The organism is Flavobacterium branchiarum, from assembly GCF_030409845.1.
Classification (GTDB): Bacteria; Bacteroidota; Bacteroidia; order Flavobacteriales; family Flavobacteriaceae; genus Flavobacterium; species Flavobacterium branchiarum.
Window position 1 is genome coordinate 155,846 of sequence record NZ_JAUFQQ010000005.1, and the last position, 16,882, is coordinate 172,727.

Consider the following 16,882-nt stretch of genomic DNA (forward strand, 5'->3'; position numbering starts at 1 on the left):
AAACACTTATTCTTTCTAGGATCTACAACTCTATCTTTAGATTCAAAAAATATCAAAAAAAGAAACAAATTACAATCTCAAAAATTAAGACTTCCAAAATTTAAGTTTCTTTTTAAGTCTTTTCTTTTTAGCAAATTCATATTGAAATTGTTCTGTTGCCTGCCACATCTTCTCAAAAATTTCAGTTTCAGTCTTAGCTGGGTATAATTTCGCATACTCATTACTCATAAGCGCAACCATCTCTTTTTTGGGAGTAAGTCTTCTAAAATTATCCATACGTTGTTCAAAACTCATTGTCGTATGAAAATTCATTCTATTTAGATCTACTAAAAAAAACTCATATTCATTATTAGCGCACTTCTTAATAAGTGTATTCCCGGGAGAATGGTCCAGAAATTCAATTCCTTTTTCATGTAGCTTAAAAGTAAAGCGAGTAAACTGTCTTAATATATTCTCGTAATCAGGGTAATTAGCAACCTCAATAAGTTCTCTATAAGTCAATTCCGTTACCATATGTTCACTAGCGTAATAACTATCTCTTAAACCAAGCCAGTTGAAATTTTCCAGAAAAGCGACTGGTTGCGGAGTTCCAATTCCTTTTTCTAATAAAATTGTAGCAAATTCGAATGAACGTTTCGCTTTTGACTTTCGAAAATACTTATACGCTACTTTGTTGATTATGTTTGGAATTTTAAACGATTTTATATTAATTGTCGTACCGTCTAAATCGAATAATTTTATCTTGTTACGATCCCCATTTCCAAAAAGTTCGCCAGAATTATTAAATCTATAAATGCAATCAAAAATTGACTCTTTAGCGTTAATATAAATTGGGCTTATCTTAAAATTCATCCTTGTAGTTTTATAAACGAACAAAAATACACATAGAATCTAAGACTTCAAATTATTATTGTATTTTCGTAAAAAAAAGATAATGTCGCAAAAGAGTATTTTCCTAGAAACTCATAATATAAATAACAAAGCAGCTGGTCTAGGAACATTTAATCACGAATTAATAAAAGGTCTGTCTAAATTAGATTTAGGCGATTATCAATTAACACTTAACTCTTCAAATCCAGAACTTCTTAAAGCTGAATTTAATGACAAGTTTAATTACCATAAATACAACAGCTTATCTAGACATTCTCTTTTTAGAATTAGAAAAAAATTTGATTTATGGCATTCAGTCAATCAAAACACAAAAGTAGAACCCTACCATCCTAACAAATATTTACTTACTGTACACGATACAAATTTTGTAGAAGAAGTTTCTTCAGATGTAAATCATAGATTAAATAAACTTTTTAATGCTAAACTAAAAAAAGCCACAGCTATTACCTACATATCTGAATTTGCTAAAAAACAAACACATCAATATTTCAATATACCTAATGTACCAGAGTATGTTATTTACAACGGAAATCCTACAGCTACACTTTTAGACACATCTTCATACGTACCTACTGTTCCGTTAGACAAACCTTTTTTTTATACAATTGGAGATTTTATAGAACGAAAAAACTATACTTCAATTATCAATATGATGAAATTAATAAAAGATTATAATTTAATTATTTCTGGTAATAACAATAAAAAATACGGTGATGTAATAAAAGATATAATCATTAAAAATAACCTTACAAACCAAGTTTTTTTAACTGGTAAAGTGAGCGATGAAGGCAAACAATTTTACATGAAAAATTGTACTGCTTTTCTTTTCCCTTCAATAAGAGAAGGCTTTGGCTTACCTCCTATCGAAGCAATGACTTTTGGTAAACCAGTCTTTTTATCTGACAAAACATCTTTGCCAGAAATTGGTGGTAATGCTGCTAACTATTGGATTAATTTTGATCCCGAATATATGAAAACTACATTATTTGATGGCTTAAATGACTATGAGAATAATAAAGTTGAAAGAGAAATGCTCATTAAAAAAAGAGGTGCCAGTTTTGATTGGAAAACTGCTGCTGCAGAGTATTTAAAAGTTTACGGTTCTATTTTGACGTAATAAAAATAAAATTAGGTACAACTGAACCATAATTATTTTACTGATTAAATAAAAAAAACATGGTAATTCTATTAACTAAATGTATCCGTTCTATAAATTAGTGAGCTGAATTTTAGTTAAATTTGCCGATAGAAAACAAAACACATTATGCACATTACCTTAATAAGCCTCAATGATTGGGGATTTAATGACCATATTGCAACCGCTTTAAAACAAGACGGACATAATGTACACCATATTGACTTTAATAAATTTGAATACAAGTATCCAAATTATTTTTACAAAATTTACAACTTCATTTTAAAATCTTTTTTCAAAAAAAATTTAAAAACAATGTATTTTGGAAAAAAAATAATTGAAAAACTTGAAGAGATTGGAGAAAAACAAGATATAATATTGGTAATTAAAGGAGACTTTATCGATATTGAAAGTGTTAAGAATTTAAAAAAATATGGAAAAAAAACCATTGCATATTTTAATGACAATACAAAACGTTGCCCAAAAATAATAAATGTAATCCCGCATTTTGATGAAGTTTTTTCATTTGAAAAAGAAGATTGCAAAAAATACAATTTGAAATTCGCTACTAACTGGATATATAATAATTCAACAAGTAATAATAACAAATTTGAATATCAAGTTTTCAATATTATCTCTAAAGACAAAAGGGTATCAATACTATCTAAAATTGCAAATAATCTTAAATTAAACAATATCAGCTATAAAATATTTGTTTACGATAAAAATTGCAAAAAAAAGACGCCTACAATTGAATATATAAACAAACACATACCTCTATCAGAAGTTGAAGAGTATATAAATAAAACTCAAGTTTTACTTGATGTTAATCGAAAAGGACAAATCGGATTAACGTTTAGGGTATTCGAAAGTTTAGGCTTACACAAAAAACTAATAACAACCAACTCCGACATAGTTAATTACGACTTTTATAACCCTAATAACATTCTCGTAATTGATGAAAAAAAACCAATTATACCTCCATCATTTTTTGAAAAAGAATATGAAAAAATACCAGATAGTATATTCAAAAAATACACTTTAAACGGTTGGATAGAAAATGTGATTTATAATTCAGGCACAAAATTTAATTAAAAGAAAAAATGCATCAAAACATATACATAATCTGCCCTCCTAGCAAAGCTACTGGAGGACCAGAAGCATTACACCAATTAGGCTATATTTTAAACTCTTTAGGATATAATGCTAAAATGTTATATTCAAAATACAAAAAAGATCCAGTACATCCTTTTTATAAAACCTACAATGTACCTTATGTAATGAAGGTAAAAGATAGTAGTGAAAATATAATGATTGTTCCTGAATCAATGACAAACTTAATAGCTAAATACCCTTTGGCCGAGAAAAAAGTATGGTGGTTGAGTCTTGATTTTTATGAAGTCTTGATGAATAGCAGGGAAAAGAAAAAAAACTGGATAAGAAAACTACTTGTTCCTTACAAACATACTGAATATAGATTTGAGCCTAATAAAACTGTTACTCACTGGTACCAATCTCAAAGAACAAAAGCGTTCTTACTGACTAAGGATCATGAAAATGACATTGCTTATTTATGTGATTATGTTACTGAACTTTTCTTTGATGATTTACCAGAAATTGGTCATTTCCCAAAAGAAAACATAATTACTTATAATCCAAAAAAAGGATTAGATAAGATTGAAAAATACATGGCGCTTCTACCTCAATACAAATGGATACCTCTATCTGGTATGACAAGAGAAGAAATGAGAGATACTTTACGAAAAACTAAACTCCATGTCGATTTTGGCTATTTCCCAGGAAGAGATAAAATCCCAAGAGAATCACTTATTTCAGGTGTTTGCCTGTTAACTGGTCGTGACGGTACATCTGCTTTTAAAGAGGATTTAGGAATACCTGAAAAATATAAGTTACATGCAGACGAAATGCAAAATGAAAAAGTAACGGAACTGATTAATAATACGATGACTAATTATGATGAAGTTTTTGCTGAATTTTTAAACTTCAGAACATTTGTAATGAATGAAAAGAGCAGTATGATTGAGAATACTAAAAAACTTTTTAACAAGCTATAAACCCATATTGCTATGAAAATTTGTTTAATTAGTTATGATTCCACTTACTATGACCATAACATTATAGATGAATTAAAAAAAAGAAACATCGATGCTAATCACATCGATGCTTCTAAATTTAAATACAAATACACTTCTGTTTTTGATAAAATTCTAAATTCTATAAATAAAGCTTTTTTCAATAAAAATAAAAAAGTCGCTGCTTTAGAGAACTATTTAGTTGAACAAGTCAAAGAATGGGGGCATCATGATGTTATTTTATTTATACGTCCTGACAAAATAAGCAGAGAAACACATTTAGAGCTTAAAAAACTAACCAATACATATCTTGCATATATCTATGATAGTTGCAGACGATTTCCTATTGATAATATTGTAGATGGAGTATTCGACGAAATTTTTTCATTTGATTTAATTGATACTAAAAAATATCAATTTACATTCATCTCCAATTACATTTACATGGAAAAGAGAGCAATAACACTTGAAAATGCTAATGAAAATATTTTTATTGTAATTTCTATAGATGAACGTTTTCCATTTTTAAACAATTTGGCTAATTATCTTTCATCTCAATCTATCCCGTTTAAATTTATGCTTGTAGGTAAAAAAGTACCTAAAAACATAAATCAAAACATTATTTACTCCAAAAAACTTGTTTTTCCTGAAGAGCTAAAAGCCGACTTTGAAAACTCAAAAATATTCCTGGACCTGATAAGAAAAGACCATAACGGATTAAGTTTCAGAATATTTGAAGCTTTAGCAATGCAAAAAAAGATTATCACTACGAATAAATCGATTAGTGAATATGATTTTTACAACCCGAATAATATTTTAATTCTCGACGAAAATGACTCGAATATAAATATACCAGAAGACTTTCTTACAACACCGTATCAACCTCTAACTACCGAAACGTATTATAAATACACGATAGAGAACTGGGTAAAGACAGTCTTTCGACTATAAGAAGAAGAGAATAGCTTCCTTCACGAAAATCAATTATTGAACTAAACTCAATACTTTTGCTTTAATTGTATCTACTGAGAATGGTTCTATAACTTTTTGTGAAGCAAGACTAATTTCATTCCATATTTCTTCATTTTGATATATTTTGATAATATTATTAACTATTTCCTGGGTTGTATTTCCAACAATTAAATTCTTATTTTCACCAAAATCAAATCCCTCTGCTCCAATATTTGTTGTTACTAATGGTAAGCCATATTCTAAACTCTGTCCAATCTTACCTTTTATTCCTGCTCCATAACGTAATGGGGCTACAAAAATTCGGGAGTTTAAAAAATATGGAGATACATCTTTAACATAGCCCACAATTTTAAATTTCTCAGAATTCAACTCTAATATTGATGGTGGCGGATTACTACCAATAACTGTTATTGAAATTTCTGGCATCGATTTCCATAATAAAGGCATAATCTCTTCATACAAATAATTAACCGCATCAACATTGGGTGTATGATCAAATCCACCTATAAAAAGTAATTCTTTTCTGTCCTCAAAACGCACTGAAACGCCATTATCTATGTACTGATGGATGTTTCCTATTGCTATTGCTTTATCATTATTTTGATAATATTCCTTTAAGCTTTCCTTTTCAGATTCTGAAATAACAATAATTCTATCAGCTTTTTCACAATTATCTAATTCAAGCTCTAGATATTTGTTTGCGGTTTCCATCATTTTAGGATCACCCTTTAATTCAAACTCTCTTTTAAATCTTAAATAATGAAAATCAACCATGTCAAAAAATATTTTTGCCTCTGGTTTGTATTTTTTAACGAGTGGGTAATATTTATTAAAAATTTCAGGTCTATGCAACCACACAAAATCCGCTTTTGGCAAAACTTCTTTTAGAAATCCTTCTTTAGTAATTAATTTATCAAACCTATCAAGAGTAGGCTTATAAACAATAGCTCCCATTTCTTTGAAAATTTCAATATATTCAGATTGATATTTATGTTCTTTAAAATCGGCTAATAAAAAGACACCAACGTTATTTTGCAAAAGCATCTTAATAATCTCCGTTAACCTTCTTGATCCAGAATCTTTATTAAATTCTGGTATTTTAGTATCAACAATTAAAACATAAGAGTTATATTTTAATTCGCCCAAAAAATCAATTCTATCTTCATTCTTTTTAAGTTTTAGAGCTAATTTTTTTAATCTGAAATATAATTTGATTGATTTGTACATTTAATTTATAGTGCTATTTTTTAAAAAAATAATGAATGTTTTGTTACTATTAATCTAGAGTAAATTACTCTTCTTGTTGATGAAAAAAATATCATCTAATACTTTGTGCGTACTATTTACATCAAAATTTTCTACAAAAAACTTCGATGCCTCTATGCGCTTACTTTTATAAAACTCTTCTTCTTGCAAGAGTTTATTAATGTAATCTGCAAATTCTAATGAACAATTAGTCACTAAACAACCATTATTTGTTTTATTTAGCAAACCATCTGTTCCTCTTTCATTACAAACAACTGGTAATCCGTAAGATAATGACTCTACTACTTTTATTTTCAAGCCTGTACCTGATAGCATCGGGCAAATAGCAATTCTGGCTTTTTTGTAAACTCCGTCTAAATCTTCAATGAAATTTATTTTCTCTACATTTTTAAGCTCAGGTATATGTTTGGCTATTTTTCCTATGACAGTAATTTTCACATCACTTTTTATATTAGGATATACTTTTTCAAAAAACCATCTAGCAGATTTTAGATTATGATCATTATCACTTGCAACATATATGACATCTATGTCTTTAATATTAGCTGGTTCACCGTGAGCATTATTTGGTAAACTATGAGTTATCAAGTCTAGTTGATTATCTAAAAACTGTGAAAAAACATACTTTTCTTCATTAGATATTACCCAAACTCTATCAAATTTTTTAAGTACAGAAATCTCTGTTTCAAAGTAATTACTCAAACTAAAACTTTTATTAGTTTGAAATTGAGAAGTCAAAAAATCATGAGTATCAATGATCCATCTTTCATTATCCCCTTTTTTGGTATTATCTAAAAGTGATGCCCAGTAAGCATAAGAAATAATTTTATAGTCATAATTTCTTGATTCAATTATTGCTGCAAATTGCTCTTTCTGTTCAAATTTAGTCCGATCAAAATCTTTTACAATTCTCTTTAACTTTCTTGGCAAGGAATAGGTTAAAAGGTATTTAATTTTTTTCTCCTTCCTATTTCCTCTTTTTAATAAAAATCCTTCAGAGATCAATCCTAACGATTTCATTTCAGCAATAGAATCTTCTTTAAACTCATCCGATTCTTCTCCAACAAAATCTACTTCAATATTCTGTTTATTAAAATATCGCAACAAAGACAAAGCTCTAGCGTTATTACCTTGAGTAAACATCAATGGATTCTCAGGATAGAAATATAAAATTCGCATAATTTAAATTTAATTTTTGGAGTGTTTTTTATTACACAACTTTTTAGATAACTGCATCTCTGTATTGGAAAGATACCATGTTAGATAAGGATAATCTGAACATTCGTTTACAAATTTAATAATTGAAACATTAAACTTTTTTAAATGAAATTTCCAGTCTAACAATCAAATCAGTTTTTGATGTTTTTTTCTATTTTCATTTAATAAACTTTTGATCTTATCTCTTTTCGCATTCTTTTTCTAATTTTTGAAATCGGTATAACCTTGACTAAAAACAATTTAACCTTACATTTCAGCTTCAATCTTTTATAATAATCCTCAAATTCCAAATAACTGGCCGAATTTATAAAAAATAAAAAATAAGCATTTAATTTACTTTTGTCTTCGTCTTTTAAAAAAAGGAGAACATTCTTTTGTGTAAATTCCTTTATCAACTTATGTAAATATTTTTTTTGATCTGCATCCAATGGCATAGAAAGATATCGCAATTGCAATGGTTCATGCTCCATAAAAAGGGCTAAATGCAAAGCATGAGAATTATGCAAGTTGTTTTTCTTGTAAAAGCCTTCAAGAATTTCAAACCATCTTGGAATTTGCTCCAGTACCTTACCTACACCATTATTGATAGATTTATGATTTTGATTTTCATGATGTCTATAATGATAGAGCCCATTGGGGTTTCCGCCAATTCTTGTAGTTAAAGCAAGTAACTGGTGCGAAAACAACCCATCTTCACAAGGCTGTATGTTCTCTGGAAACCTTATATCAGAATGTTTTAATAGAAAATCATGCTTGAGTAATTGTGCCATTGTTGGTAGCGCATAAACATTTGGTAATCTCTTACAGCAATCTTCTCCAATTACAACAATATCCAAGTCTTGCTTTTTAGCTACTTCGTAAGAGGTTTTAAGAAATTCTGAATCAATTGTATCGTCACAATCCATAAAAAAAACATACTCCCCTTTTGCTAACTTCAAACCATTATTTCTAGCGTTTGAAACTCCAGCATTTTTCTGCTCCAAAAATCTTACCTTTTCATTATTTTGCGAAAATTGCTCACAAAACACTGCTGATTTATCTGTAGAACCATCATTAACAAGAATCAGTTCAATTTCCTTTAAACTTTGGTTTAAAACGCTTTCAATAGCTTCAGAAATAAATTTCTCTGAATTATAAACGGGCATTACAACAGAAACTAAAACATTTGAATTAGTTATTTTCATTTAAAATTTGAATTTAGAGTTCAAATATACACAAAGTAAAACTAAATTTATTCCAAAGAATAGACTCAAACTAGTTGAATATTTCTAAGCTAGATATGTTTACTTCTATTAATTAAATACATTTGCATTTCAGAAACATCATAAATAATGGTTTTTCAAGAAGATTAAAAAATAAAAAAATGAACGAAGAAATCCACAACGCATACGAAGTCATTAAAGAAGGCGGAATAATACTTTACCCAACTGATACTGTTTGGGGGATCGGTTGCGATGCAACAAACCCTGAAGCTGTTGCTAAAATATACAAACTGAAGCAAAGAGCAGAAACACAGAGTATGATTTGCCTAATGAATGGCGAAAAAATGATGTACAACGTATTCAAGGATATTCCTGAAGTAGCTTGGCAAATTTTAGATTTATCCGAAAAACCAACAACCATTATCTTAGACAAACCTCGAAATGTGGCACCAAATATTATTGCTTCAGACAATTCTTTAGGTATTAGAATTGTTAAAGAGCCTTTTTGCTTTAAACTTTTAGAGCGCATGAAAAAGCCTTTAGTTTCTACTTCTGCAAATATTTCGGGACAACCAACTCCTATTGCTTTCAAGGATATTAATCCAGAAATCATTAAAGGAGTTGATTACGTAGTTAATTTACATCGTGATAGAATAGCAGGAAAACCATCTACAATTATCAAATTAACAAGTGACTCACAAGTTAAAGTAATTCGTAAATAGTTTTCATAAACAAGCATTTCATTTAAAAAAGTGATGTGGTTTACAAAGCAGTTATTGATTTTATCTCAGTAATCATTTTCTCTTTGTACTTTCTAAAAACTAAATAGTTTTCAAACTAGTAATAAGCCAATCAATATCTTCTTTGGTATTATAATGACTTAAAGAAATTCGCAAATTCGGAAGTTTTAAATCCGCTTCCGATAGCATTTCTTTTAACACATGTGACGGACGTACACTTCCAGATTGGCAAGCACTTCCTCTCGAGACTGCTATTCCTTTCATATCTAAATTAAAGAGTAACATTGCCGTTTTATCTGCTGAAAATGGCAATATCACATTCAGAATAGTATAAAAATCATCCTTACTTCCATTAATTCGGAACTCAGGAAATACATTCTCTAACTGATTTATTAAATAGAGTTTTAATCCTGTTATATATTCTTTTTCACTATCTAAATTTTCATAAGAAAGCGTCAAAGCTTTTGCCATTCCCGCAATTTGATGCACGGCTTCAGTACCTGCACGCAATCCTTTTTCCTGCTCACCACCAAAAAGTAATGGTTGTATTCCTGAATTTTTTCGAACAAAAGCAAAACCAATTCCTTTTGGCCCATGAAACTTATGTGCACTTGCAACAATAAAATCCAAAGGAGTACTTTGCAAATCAATTTTTGTTTTCCCCACAGATTGCACGGTATCCGAATGAAACAACACATCATATTGCTTACATATAACACTCACTCTGTTTAAGTCTAAAACAGCCCCAGTTTCATTATTAACATGCATCAAACTCACAAGAGTCTTCTTCTCTTCTGATAACAAATTTGACAAATGTGTTAAATCAATCGAACCATCAGGATTAATAGCAACATAATCTATAGTAATATTATATTCCTTCTCTAATACCATAGCGGTATGCAGAATAGCATGATGCTCAACTCTAGTCGTTATTATGCGCTCTATTTTTAGATCCTTTACAACCGAACGAAGTATCCAATTATTAGCTTCGGTACCACCAGAAGTAAAAATAATTTCTTGTGCCGAGCAATTTAATTGCTTCGCAATACTTTTTCTTGAAAGTTCTAAAATTGTTTTGGCATTTCGTCCAAAACTATGTGGAGAAGATGCATTACCATAATCTTCAATCATTACTTTGGTCATCTCCTGAATGACTTCTGGTCTTATGGCAGTTGTAGAGGCGTTATCGAGATATACTTTTTTCATTGTGGCAAAGTTAAGAAATATCAATTGTCTATTCTTAAATATCAATTATCATTTTTTTCACTATTTTTGCACCAAATAAAAACGTAATGAAAAAAATTGTAAGCATAGCATTATTGGCCTTTCTTTTAAACGGTTGTGACGATGGAAATATTTCTGTAGAAAAAATCGATTTTGAAAACATACAGCCATCAAATTGTACTGATGACATATCCGCAAACAAACTTATTTTTAAACTAAAAGAAACGGAATCATTATTACTTTATGTACCTAAAACTGTTTTTGGAGGCGAGCCCACTACTGGCGGAGATACCCTTAGATACAGTATCGATAAAAATTTACACCGAGTTATTTATCGTGCCTATAACGGTAAAGTCAGTCTAAACAATATTTGCGATGTTATCCCACCTGCAACCCCTAATGTAATTGAAGAATGGATAGCGACATCTGGAATAATACAAGTTACAACAACTGCAAAAAAAGATATAGATCTAGAAAATAATAGCTCTAGAATAACAAAATACATTTACAGTATCGTTTTTAAAGACATTACATTTGATAAACCTGGTGGTCCTCAAACAGAGGAAAAATTTCCATTTGGAGATTTTGTAATCGATGTACCTCCTTTACCACTAACCTTTACTGCTTCAAACGCAAATCAATGTTCCGTTTCAAAACAGATCTACAATTACAACGATAAGGCATCTCTTACTATTGATAATATAGACTCCTCTTTAATAGTAAACGAAATCACACCACCAAACCAACCAAGAACAGGATTGGTTAATGACATAACAAATAAGTTATTTTATCGTGTATTTACAGGTGCCAATGTAACTCCTTCTTATTTCTGTAACATAACTCCTCCATCCAACCCTGAAATCACTCAAATTTGGGCAGGTGCAAATGGAAAAATTGATGATCAAAGCGGAATTATAGAAGTTACAACAACAACTAATGGAAACAATTTTTCACACACCATAACGCTTAAAAATGTGACATTACAAAAAGGAAAAAATGATTTCAAATTAGGTAAAAGTTTTGTCCTCGGGACCATAATAACATCTCCGAATTAAATCAAAAACTAGCACTCAAAAAGAATAATTATTCATTTCTTTTTGAGTGTTTTTTTATACATCCTCTTCAAAAATAAAACTTACAAAAAAACGTCTGTTTTTAAAAGTAGTTTCTCAATGAAATTCTCTTTTAAAAACAGACGTTTTTTTATACTTAGTAATTATTTATTTAAAAGCGAAAAACAAGCCTTACTTCGTGTTTTGCTTAAAATAAACCTCGGTTGCACCTAAACCATATTTTTGATAATTGGCGTCTTGAAAATCAATCCCATCATAACGACCCAATAAAAAATCAAGCTCCGCTTTTAAAATCCCTTCACCAACACCATGAATAAACACAATTTTAGGAATACGATTTCTAATAGCAAATTCGATATGTCGCTTAGCCGTTTCTGTCTGCAAAGTCAAAATATCGTAATTAGACATACCACGTTTATTTGGCACTAATTTCTCGATATGCAAATCAAATTCTGGAGCAGGAATCTCCCGTTTATCCTTGCGTTCTTTCACAAAACTCCTTGCTTTTGGCTCTTCTTTCTCTTTGGAAACCTCACTTACATTAATTCTTTTAATAGAATCCATTAAGTTACTGGAATTATGTACTTTAATTAGTTCGTTGACAAAAAATGTCATCGTAAATCCATCCTCAGTTTCTATAGTTACCTCGTTATTTTTAACAGATAACACTACTCCATTTATAGCTTCGTCTAAAACCGAAACCTTATCTCCTTTAGTCAACATCTTGCTCCTCGTTATCTTGATTTTTACTTGGCGTTTTTGCACTTAACTGCATCATCCCTACCATGAAAATTACAATAGCTACAATTGTAATATAAATATTTTTATCTGTAGAAGACTGCTCATATAACGCAATTAAAATTGCAATTATCATTATTGGAATTCTTAGTTTTTTCATTTTTATAAATTATCAGATTCCAAAAGTAATCAACTTTAAAATAGCATTTAATAATTCTTATAACGTATTGAACTATTTTTCGTAAAATTGTAAAAAACAAAACTCTTGAATCTAGAAAAATATATGCTTCCCTGCTTAAGCAAAACCCTCTTCGGAATAGAGTGTTTAGGATGTGGATTTCAACGTGCTTTATTCCTACTTTTTCAAGGTGATTTCAAAGGCGCATTTGAGATGTACCCAGCCCTATATACTAGCCTTATATTTTTAGGAATTGTTGCTTTATATTTTTTTGATAAAAGTCGAAATTATAAAAATCCTCTTTGGTTTTTTGGCATTCTTAATAGTGCAATTATGGTGTTGGGTTACGCATACAAACACTATTATTAATTCGTCAAAAAAATAAAAATTCTACTTCTTAATTCGACTCAAAATATCATTTATCATTTCGATTTGAACTTTCTGAATTTCGATTAATTCTTGTTGCTGATGTAGTATCAAATGATCTAATTTTTCATGCATCATTCTTATTTCTAATTCAGATTTCAGATTAATCATATAATCCTTTTTTGCTCTATCGCGATCTTTTTCTTCTTGTCGATTTTGGCTCATCATAATTACTGGAGCTTGCAAAGCAGCAACACAAGATAAAATCAAATTAAGTAAAATAAACGGATAGGGATCAAAACCTCTATTTGCCAAAATGTAAATATTAATAGAAATCCAAAAGACTATAAAAGCAATAAACAAAATAATAAAAGTCCAACTCCCTCCAAAATCGGCAACTTTATCAGCTACTTTTTGACCAAAGCTCCTAACTTCTACTTCATCTTCAACGGCGCTTACTAATAATTTCTGATCGGCTACAGATCCCATTACATTTTTCTCAAGATTAGAAAGCACTCCTAACTCTGCACCCAAATAATTTGAAATATATTTTTCACGAAACACATTTAATTCATTTATAGAAATATAACCTTCTCTTGTAAATGATGGATAATCTGCAATAATTAATGCCAAAATAGGACTTTGAATAGACATTCCTGAGACTTTTTCACTTTCTGGATAAGACACATTAGAAAGAGCACTTTTAAACATTCCGTTTGTTTTCATTTTGATTCGTTTATACAAGCTAATTTACTCTTTTAAATTATTCCATACTAGACACTTCCAAGCAGATTAATTATTTTTAATAATTGCAAACAGAATGTTAATGCTTAAATTTCTTTAACCAATTACTGACCCTATTTACAAAAAACACCTTACTTTTAGCATTTCAAACTAACAATTCAATTTAACAATTGTGACAAAAAATATGATTATTCAGAACATAAATGCCTTAAAGAGCCACTCTTCTATTAACTACGGAATCAAAACCAAAACAGAAGATTTTACAGAAAAGCTTTTTTACACTTTATTCGATTCAAATGCTCCATTAGACAAAAGCATCAATGAACTTGAAAAGTATTTTAAAGAAATAGCTGTAATCGCCTGCAAAAAGCCAGAAAAATCATGTGAATTAATTTGGGAGCAATTTCTAGAAAAATTGCCTATTGTTTTAGAAAAATTAATTCAAGATGCAACCTATATTTTAGAGAATGACCCAGCATCAAATAGCCTTGAAGAAGTATACCTAGCTTATCCCGGCTTTTACGCTATCGCTATATACCGATTAAGCCACGAATTATACAAATTGGACCTATTGCTCTTTTCAAGATTAATGAGCGAATATGCACATCGTATTACAGGAACCGATATTCACGCAGGCGCAACTATTGCTTCTCCATTTTTTATAGATCACGCAACAGGTATTGTAATTGGAGAAACGACTGTTATAAAAAAACATGTAAAAATATATCAAGGAGTAACATTAGGAGCTTTAAGCATTACCAAAGAAATGAAAAACGCAAAAAGACATCCTACTGTTGAAGAAAATGTTTGCATCTATGCCAATGCAACAATTTTAGGAGGCGAAACTATTATTGGCAAAGACAGTATTATCGGAGGGAATGCATGGATTACCAAATCAATTCCAGAAAAATCAATTGTTACCAATACTACCACAACCGAAGTTAAAGTAAAAGAAAAAAAATAACATGAACACTCATACATTAGTAAACCTGATAGGAAACACTCCTTTGATGGAAACAGTGAATTTAGTAAAAAATAAAAACGTAAAACTTTTATTAAAACTTGAAGGAAACAATCCGGGCGGTAGCGTAAAAGACAGAGCAGCATATAATATGATTTTTTCGGCTCTAGAGAGAGGCGACATCAAAAAAGGCGACAAACTTATCGAACCTACAAGTGGTAATACAGGAATAGCCTTAGCAATGATTGCACAGTTAATGGGCATCAATATCGAATTGATACTTCCAGAAGATTCAACAAAAGAACGTGTACAAACTATGCGTGCCTATGGAGCTACAGTTATTTTAACACCTGCTAGTGAAGGAATTATTGGCTCAAGAGATTATGCAGAAAGAAAAGTTGCCGAAGGCGGCTATATTATGCTTAATCAATTTGCAAACGAAGACAATTGGAAAGCACACTACAAAACTACAGGCCCAGAGATATGGAATGATACTGATGGAAAAATAACTCATTTTGTTTCGGCAATGGGGACTACTGGAACTATTATTGGCACATCGACTTATCTTAAAGAAAAAAACAGCACTATTCAAATAATAGGAGCACAACCTAGTGATGGTTCACAAATTCCTGGAATCAGAAAATGGCCTAAAGAATATTTACCAAAAATATTTGATGCAAAAAAAGTAGATACTATTATTGATATAAGTGAACAAGAAGCACGCGAAATGACCAAACGATTAGCCTTAGAAGAAGGTGTTTTTGCTGGAATGAGTAGTGGTGGTTCTGTCGCTGTTGCCTTAAAAATTGCAAATCAACTTGAATCTGGCGTAATTGTTGCGATAATTTGTGACCGAGGAGACCGTTATTTATCTTCTGATTTATTTGATTAAAAAAAATGCAAAGATTTTAAAAACGTAGCGTTTTAGAATCTTTGCATTTTTAAATTTTATCTTTACTTCGTCTTAATCAAAAACTATTAAAAAGAGGTTGCATTAAAAATTGCCTCTTTTTCAAAAACAATAGTAAAAATTGCTCCTCTGTTTATACCTAGACTTATTGCGTTTAATTTTCCTCCGTTTTTATTAATTATCTTTTTACACAAATACAATCCAATTCCTGTCGAGGTTTCGTTCGCAGTTCCAAGTTTACCCATTGTAGTGAATTTTTTGAACATTTCTTCAATTTGGGATTGATCAAATCCAATTCCATTATCTAAGACAGTAAAAACTATTTTCTTATCATCTTTAAAAATACGTAGCGAAATTTCACTACCAGAATATGAAAATTTAATTGCGTTACTAATTAAATTGACCAGAACCTGAATTAACAACTCTACATCAATTCTAAGCACAGCTTCCTCAATACTTATATCAGAAACCAATTTAATATTTTTACGTGCTAAAAGCTGAGCTACTTGCTCCATAACAGCAGGAAGTATTGGAGCTATTAAAATTGTTTTAGCTATTGAACTCGATTTAGCAATTTCATCTTGCTGTTTTAATAACTTAATAAAATTCTCTATATAACGAAACTGCAAATCTGTTGATTCACAAATTAATTCTGCCATGTTCTTAACTGAATCCGATGGATTTTCTTCTATAATTAACTTAGCTAATCCTTGTGGGTTGCCAGCAAAATTTCTTAAATCATGAGAAATCATATAAATCAAATCTTGTTTTTCGTTGATAAAACTCTCAGACTCTTCGATGGAATCTTGAATATTACGCATTAACAACCCCGCTTCATCTTCATATTGAGAAGGCAACACAGGCACTTTACGACTTATTCTATATTCATTTAAAGCTTTAGACGCTACTACGATTGGTCTTATTAATTGATTAATGATTAATAAAGTAAAACCTGTAGCAAATAAAGTCATGATTAAAGAAAAAATCAAAATAGAATCAGCCGAAATAGTTTTATTACCATAAAGCACAAAAAACAATATTCCGATTAACGGTATATGAATACCTATAAAAGCAATGAAAAGAAATTTAAACGCATAGCTTTTCTTCAAAAAACTAACCTTTGACAACACATGATACAACTTCATAAAAATAACATAAGTTCCTGATTAAG

Annotated in this window: 18 protein-coding genes; 9 read left to right on the forward strand and 9 right to left on the reverse strand. The window is 30.0% G+C overall.

Translation table 11 applies throughout. From position 1 onward, the window contains the following. Positions 1–84: 84 nt before the first annotated feature. Positions 85–852 (reverse strand): Kdo domain containing protein, encoded by a 768-nt coding sequence (locus tag QWY99_RS12680; protein WP_290265807.1) that lies wholly within the window; start codon positions 850–852, stop codon positions 85–87. An 82-nt stretch (positions 853–934) separates the two neighbouring features. Here QWY99_RS12680 and QWY99_RS12685 point away from each other — a divergent pair, with 82 nt between their 5' ends. The 4 genes from QWY99_RS12685 to QWY99_RS12700 all read left to right on the forward strand — a co-directional run bounded on the left by QWY99_RS12685 (position 935) and on the right by QWY99_RS12700 (position 5,070). Beyond that, positions 935–2,008 carry a glycosyltransferase family 4 protein gene (locus QWY99_RS12685; RefSeq protein ID WP_290265808.1) on the forward strand — a complete coding sequence of 358 codons (1,074 nt, stop codon included), beginning with the start codon at positions 935–937 and terminating at the stop codon, positions 2,006–2,008. Positions 2,009–2,155: 147 nt separating this feature from the next. After that, positions 2,156–3,121: a WaaS/CpsH family glycosyltransferase gene (locus tag QWY99_RS12690; RefSeq protein ID WP_494337561.1), complete on the forward strand. Its 966-nt coding sequence runs from the start codon at positions 2,156–2,158 to the stop codon at positions 3,119–3,121. Between the two features lie 8 nt (positions 3,122–3,129). Further along, complete coding sequence (locus QWY99_RS12695; RefSeq protein ID WP_290265811.1) at positions 3,130–4,101, forward strand: hypothetical protein; 972 nt, start codon at positions 3,130–3,132, stop codon at positions 4,099–4,101. 12 nt (positions 4,102–4,113) lie between these two features. After that, positions 4,114–5,070 carry a WaaS/CpsH family glycosyltransferase gene (locus tag QWY99_RS12700; RefSeq protein WP_290265812.1) on the forward strand — a complete coding sequence of 319 codons (957 nt, stop codon included), beginning with the start codon at positions 4,114–4,116 and terminating at the stop codon, positions 5,068–5,070. Between the two features lie 33 nt (positions 5,071–5,103). On the opposite strand, the gene QWY99_RS12705 is transcribed toward QWY99_RS12700, so the two are convergent. From QWY99_RS12705 to QWY99_RS12715, 3 genes are all read right to left on the reverse strand, one after another. Next, positions 5,104–6,318, reverse strand: coding sequence for a glycosyltransferase family 4 protein (locus tag QWY99_RS12705; RefSeq protein ID WP_290265814.1), 1,215 nt, complete (start codon positions 6,316–6,318; stop codon positions 5,104–5,106). A gap of 54 nt (positions 6,319–6,372) precedes the next feature. After that, complete coding sequence (locus tag QWY99_RS12710) at positions 6,373–7,536, reverse strand: glycosyltransferase (RefSeq protein WP_290265815.1); 1,164 nt, start codon at positions 7,534–7,536, stop codon at positions 6,373–6,375. 200 nt (positions 7,537–7,736) lie between these two features. Further along, on the reverse strand, positions 7,737–8,759 hold the full coding sequence (locus tag QWY99_RS12715) for a glycosyltransferase family 2 protein (protein ID WP_290265816.1): 1,023 nt from the start codon (positions 8,757–8,759) through the stop codon (positions 7,737–7,739). Between the two features lie 179 nt (positions 8,760–8,938). Here QWY99_RS12715 and QWY99_RS12720 point away from each other — a divergent pair, with 179 nt between their 5' ends. Then, positions 8,939–9,499, forward strand: a complete 561-nt coding sequence (locus QWY99_RS12720; protein ID WP_290265818.1) for an L-threonylcarbamoyladenylate synthase — start codon at positions 8,939–8,941, stop codon at positions 9,497–9,499. Positions 9,500–9,598: 99 nt separating this feature from the next. Here the strand turns inward: QWY99_RS12720 and QWY99_RS12725 are convergent, their stop codons facing one another. Then, positions 9,599–10,723 carry a cysteine desulfurase family protein gene (locus tag QWY99_RS12725; RefSeq protein WP_290265819.1) on the reverse strand — a complete coding sequence of 375 codons (1,125 nt, stop codon included), beginning with the start codon at positions 10,721–10,723 and terminating at the stop codon, positions 9,599–9,601. 86 nt (positions 10,724–10,809) lie between these two features. On the opposite strand from QWY99_RS12725, the gene QWY99_RS12730 reads away from it, so the two are divergent. Beyond that, the gene (locus QWY99_RS12730; RefSeq protein WP_290265820.1) at positions 10,810–11,796 is read left to right on the forward strand and encodes a hypothetical protein; all 987 of its coding nucleotides are present in this window, start codon (positions 10,810–10,812) and stop codon (positions 11,794–11,796) included. A 189-nt stretch (positions 11,797–11,985) separates the two neighbouring features. Here QWY99_RS12730 and QWY99_RS12735 read toward each other — a convergent pair whose 3' ends face one another. Further along, a complete protein-coding gene (locus QWY99_RS12735; protein ID WP_290265821.1) occupies positions 11,986–12,537 on the reverse strand; it encodes a DUF8465 domain-containing protein in 552 nt (183 codons plus the stop codon). Beyond that, positions 12,527–12,712, reverse strand: coding sequence for a hypothetical protein (locus QWY99_RS12740; RefSeq protein WP_290265822.1), 186 nt, complete (start codon positions 12,710–12,712; stop codon positions 12,527–12,529). The genes QWY99_RS12735 and QWY99_RS12740 overlap by 11 nt, the downstream gene beginning before the upstream one ends. A gap of 105 nt (positions 12,713–12,817) precedes the next feature. Between QWY99_RS12740 and QWY99_RS12745 the strand changes: the two genes are divergently transcribed. Further along, a complete protein-coding gene (locus QWY99_RS12745; RefSeq protein WP_290265823.1) occupies positions 12,818–13,099 on the forward strand; it encodes a DUF2752 domain-containing protein in 282 nt (93 codons plus the stop codon). Positions 13,100–13,120: 21 nt separating this feature from the next. Here QWY99_RS12745 and QWY99_RS12750 read toward each other — a convergent pair whose 3' ends face one another. Then, complete coding sequence (locus QWY99_RS12750; RefSeq protein ID WP_290265824.1) at positions 13,121–13,822, reverse strand: DUF1003 domain-containing protein; 702 nt, start codon at positions 13,820–13,822, stop codon at positions 13,121–13,123. Between the two features lie 190 nt (positions 13,823–14,012). Between QWY99_RS12750 and epsC the strand changes: the two genes are divergently transcribed. Further along, positions 14,013–14,804 (forward strand): serine O-acetyltransferase EpsC, encoded by a 792-nt coding sequence (gene epsC, locus QWY99_RS12755; RefSeq protein WP_290265826.1) that lies wholly within the window; start codon positions 14,013–14,015, stop codon positions 14,802–14,804. A 1-nt stretch (position 14,805) separates the two neighbouring features. Then, positions 14,806–15,693: a cysteine synthase CysM gene (gene cysM / locus QWY99_RS12760; protein ID WP_290265827.1), complete on the forward strand. Its 888-nt coding sequence runs from the start codon at positions 14,806–14,808 to the stop codon at positions 15,691–15,693. A gap of 86 nt (positions 15,694–15,779) precedes the next feature. On the opposite strand, the gene QWY99_RS12765 is transcribed toward cysM, so the two are convergent. Further along, positions 15,780–16,820 (reverse strand): sensor histidine kinase, encoded by a 1,041-nt coding sequence (locus QWY99_RS12765; protein ID WP_290265828.1) that lies wholly within the window; start codon positions 16,818–16,820, stop codon positions 15,780–15,782. Positions 16,821–16,882: the final 62 nt, after the last annotated feature.

Excerpts from the sequence above, each read along its gene's own strand:
- QWY99_RS12680 (WP_290265807.1), bottom strand. The coding sequence starts at position 852 with ATGAATTTTAAGATAAGCCCAATTTATATTAACGCTAAAGAGTCAATT.
- QWY99_RS12685 (WP_290265808.1), top strand. The coding sequence starts at position 935 with ATGTCGCAAAAGAGTATTTTCCTAGAAACTCATAATATAAATAACAAA.
- QWY99_RS12690 (WP_494337561.1), top strand. The coding sequence starts at position 2,156 with ATGCACATTACCTTAATAAGCCTCAATGATTGGGGATTTAATGACCAT.
- QWY99_RS12695 (WP_290265811.1), top strand. The coding sequence starts at position 3,130 with ATGCATCAAAACATATACATAATCTGCCCTCCTAGCAAAGCTACTGGA.
- QWY99_RS12700 (WP_290265812.1), top strand. The coding sequence starts at position 4,114 with ATGAAAATTTGTTTAATTAGTTATGATTCCACTTACTATGACCATAAC.
- QWY99_RS12705 (WP_290265814.1), bottom strand. The coding sequence starts at position 6,318 with ATGTACAAATCAATCAAATTATATTTCAGATTAAAAAAATTAGCTCTA.
- QWY99_RS12710 (WP_290265815.1), bottom strand. The coding sequence starts at position 7,536 with ATGCGAATTTTATATTTCTATCCTGAGAATCCATTGATGTTTACTCAA.
- QWY99_RS12715 (WP_290265816.1), bottom strand. The coding sequence starts at position 8,759 with ATGAAAATAACTAATTCAAATGTTTTAGTTTCTGTTGTAATGCCCGTT.
- QWY99_RS12720 (WP_290265818.1), top strand. The coding sequence starts at position 8,939 with ATGAACGAAGAAATCCACAACGCATACGAAGTCATTAAAGAAGGCGGA.
- QWY99_RS12725 (WP_290265819.1), bottom strand. The coding sequence starts at position 10,723 with ATGAAAAAAGTATATCTCGATAACGCCTCTACAACTGCCATAAGACCA.
- QWY99_RS12730 (WP_290265820.1), top strand. The coding sequence starts at position 10,810 with ATGAAAAAAATTGTAAGCATAGCATTATTGGCCTTTCTTTTAAACGGT.
- QWY99_RS12735 (WP_290265821.1), bottom strand. The coding sequence starts at position 12,537 with ATGTTGACTAAAGGAGATAAGGTTTCGGTTTTAGACGAAGCTATAAAT.
- QWY99_RS12740 (WP_290265822.1), bottom strand. The coding sequence starts at position 12,712 with ATGAAAAAACTAAGAATTCCAATAATGATAATTGCAATTTTAATTGCG.
- QWY99_RS12750 (WP_290265824.1), bottom strand. The coding sequence starts at position 13,822 with ATGAAAACAAACGGAATGTTTAAAAGTGCTCTTTCTAATGTGTCTTAT.
- cysM (WP_290265827.1), top strand. The coding sequence starts at position 14,806 with ATGAACACTCATACATTAGTAAACCTGATAGGAAACACTCCTTTGATG.